The sequence below is a fragment of the Muricoccus harenae genome, from assembly GCF_009848505.1.
Classification (GTDB): Bacteria; Pseudomonadota; Alphaproteobacteria; order Acetobacterales; family Acetobacteraceae; genus Roseomonas; species Roseomonas harenae.
Genome location: NZ_WWDL01000081.1, coordinates 1 through 2,914 on the forward strand (window position 1 = coordinate 1; position 2,914 = coordinate 2,914).

Sequence of the window (2,914 nt, forward strand, 5' to 3'; positions counted from 1 at the left end):
CGCCCGTCACCGCGCGCGGATGCGCTAGGGCCCCTGCGGTGCAGCCGGGCCGCATCCTCGTCACGGGCGCCGGCGGCTTCGTCGGCCGCCACCTCCTGCCCGCCCTGCGTGCCGCCTTCCCGGAGGCGGCGCTGATTGGGGCCAGTCGGCATCCTGCGGAGATGGCAGGGCGCGGGGTGGACGAGGTGGTGGCCTTGGACCTCGATGATGGCACCTCGCTGCCGGACGTGGTCCGGAACGTGCGGCCGGATGCCGTGCTGCATCTCGCGGCACGCGCCGATGTGGGCGCCTCCTTCCGGGATCCGTTGGCGGCTTGGCGCACTAACCTCCTCGGCACGGTGGCGTTGGGCGAGGCGGTGCTTCGCGCGGCGCCCCAGGCAGCCTTCCTCCTGGCTTCATCGGGAGAGGTCTATGGCCTGGCCTTCCAGGCCGGCACGCCGGTGGGGGAGGAGACCGCGTTATGTCCCGCCAATCCCTATGCTGCCAGCAAGGCGGCGGCGGACTTGGCTATGGGAGAGATGGCGTTGCGCGGCTTGCGCACGGTGCGGCTGCGCCCCTTCACCCATACCGGGCCCGGCCAGACGGACGGCTTCGTGGTGGCGGCCTTCGCGCGACAGATCGCGCGGATCGAGGCCGGGCTGCAGTCCCCCGTGGTGCAGACGGGCGCGCTGCACCGCTGGCGTGACTTCCTGGACGTCCGGGATGTCTGCGCAGCCTATGTCGCCGCCCTGTCGAAGGCCGAGACTCTGCCGCCGGGCATCGCCCTGAACATCTGCTCCGGCACGCCGCGCCGCATCGGTGACATGCTGGACGCCCTGCTGGCCCTCTCCGGCATCAAGGCGGAGGTGGCCCAGGAAGCCGCGCGCTTGCGATCCACCGATGTCGAGCGCGTGCAGGGGGATTCCACCCTGGCGCGTTCGATCCTCGGCTGGGCCCCGGTGGTGCCATGGGAGGACACGCTGGCGAGCGTCCTGGCCGACTGGCGCGCCCGGGTGGCGGCGGGGAAATAGTCGGGGAGGGCGCTTGCGCCCTCAGCCTGGCGTGATCCCGAGATAGGCGGCCAGGACCTCGGCCGAGCGGCGCCAGGGCACCGGCTTGAACTCATCCCGGATCGCCGCCTCGCGTTCAGCGATCAGAGCGTCGTCCGTGCAGGCGCGGCGGATCACCTCGGTGGCGCCGGTGATGTCCTCTGGATCGATGTAAAGGCAGAAGTTGCCGCCCGCTTCGGGCACCGAGGTACGGTCCGAGGCGACGCAGAGCTTCCCGAAGGACAGGCTTTCCGTCACCGGCAGGCCCCAGCCCTCATAGAGGGAGGGGAAGAGGGTGAAGCGGCATCCCCGATAAAGCGCCACCAGCTCCGCATCGGTGGGATCGGGTACCACCACCACCTTGCCATCGAGATAGGCGCAATTCTTAAGTTGCTGCATCAGGTCCTGCACCAGCCAGCCGGTGCGGCCGGCGAAGACGAGCTGCGGCACGGCCTCGGGTGGCATCTCCTCCATCATCCTCCGCCAGGCGCGGAAGGCGAGGAGATGGTTCTTGCGCGCCTCGATGGTCGAGACGACCAGCGCATAGCCGCCCGGGCGCAGTCCGGCCGGAAGCGTTGCGTCCGCCTGGACCGGGGGACCCGAGAAGCCGGTGCCGATTGGCAGGGTGCGCACTGGAAGGTTCAGGCGCACGCCGTCCCGAGCGGCCCAGCGCTCCACGTCCCGAGCCGTGGCATCGGAAATAGCGAAGAGGTGATCCACCTGAGGAGCGACCCCCTCGAACCAACGCCGGAAGACGCGGACCAGCCCGGCGTCGCACCACTCCGGCCGCAGCAGCGGGATCAAGTCGTAGACCAGCAGCGCGGTCGGCATGGACCGGCCTTTCCGTGCCGGGCTTGCCGTTGCCTGTCGGATGAAGCCGGCATAGTCCGGGTGGAACCAGGGCGAGCCGAAGACGCCGAGGATGTCCTCCGGCCCGGCCAACTCGCGGATGTCCTGGCCTTCTAGTGCCCGTGCTGGCGTTCCTGGCTTCGTCTCTGCCTCTGCTTCGCCCATGCGAGCGGTGGGGCTGCGCAGCAGCAGCGGGAAGTGGCGCAAAGCCCTGGTCCCATGACGCAACGCGGCCAGCTGCGCGGAAAAAGCCAAGCGCTGTGCGGCATAGCTCTGCGCAAGCGGGTCCCGCATCTCCAGCGGCAACCGCCGAGCCACGGTGCGAGCCAAGCCTGCCGGATCCGTGGCACGCGTCGTGATCTTCGCCGTGGCGCCGGGGCCGGGCCGGGCCGATTTCGGCGCCGGTTCCAACAGCCCGGCGAACATCCGATGGATGGACGACCAAGGAACTGTCCGCAGCGAACTGCTGACGGGGTCATGGCGGCAGAAGCGCACGGACTCCCCGAGCAGCGCGTGCAACTCGGCATAGAGCTCGTAGGACAGGCGCTGGATGCCGCTCGGCCGGGGATTACGCAGCGCGTAGTGGAAGAGGTCCTCCACATCAATCCAGAGTATCATCAGATAAAACGTTCCATTTGCATACCGCTAGACCAACGTTCTCTGCAAAACAAGCAGTGTACCCTGGTAGGGAAAATGATTCGACTGTCCCGCCTTTCAGGCAGAGGCCACTGCCGCCGGATCAGCCGGGCGTTGCCATCATTTCGGCGATTACCTGCTCCACTGGCCCGTCTGCCACGATCCGGCCGGCATCCAGGCGGATGGCGCGGGTGCACCAGCGGCGGGCGACGCTCATGTCATGGGTCGCGATGACCATGATGTCCGCCCCGGAGACGAGGCTGGCGAGGCGCGTCTCGGCCTTTTGCATGAAGGTGGCATCGCCTGCCATGAACCACTCGTCCATCAGCAGGATCTGGGGCTGCATGGCGGTGGCGATGGCGAAGGCCAGCCGGATGGCCATGCCGGCGGAATAGCCCTTG

2 protein-coding genes and 1 pseudogene are annotated in these 2,914 nt (G+C 68.7%); 1 reads left to right on the top strand and 2 read right to left on the bottom strand.

Going from position 1 to position 2,914, the window contains the following annotated elements; genetic code table 11:
• On the top strand, nt 1-1,010 hold a 1,010-nt coding region (locus GSE44_RS24920; protein WP_328799108.1), incomplete at its 5' end, for an NAD-dependent epimerase/dehydratase family protein.
• A gap of 21 nt (nt 1,011-1,031) precedes the next feature.
• On the opposite strand, the gene GSE44_RS24925 is transcribed toward GSE44_RS24920, so the two are convergent.
• The gene (locus GSE44_RS24925) at nt 1,032-2,495 is read right to left on the bottom strand and encodes a glycosyltransferase family 4 protein (RefSeq protein WP_159351518.1); all 1,464 of its coding nucleotides are present in this window, start codon (nt 2,493-2,495) and stop codon (nt 1,032-1,034) included.
• Nucleotides 2,496-2,616: 121 nt separating this feature from the next.
• Nucleotides 2,617-2,914: pseudogene (locus tag GSE44_RS24930) on the bottom strand (ABC transporter ATP-binding protein); the annotation flags it as partial.

What these genes read in the sequence shown, in the direction of transcription:
- GSE44_RS24925 (WP_159351518.1), bottom strand. Translation starts at nt 2,495, where the DNA reads ATGATACTCTGGATTGATGTGGAGGACCTCTTCCACTACGCGCTGCGT.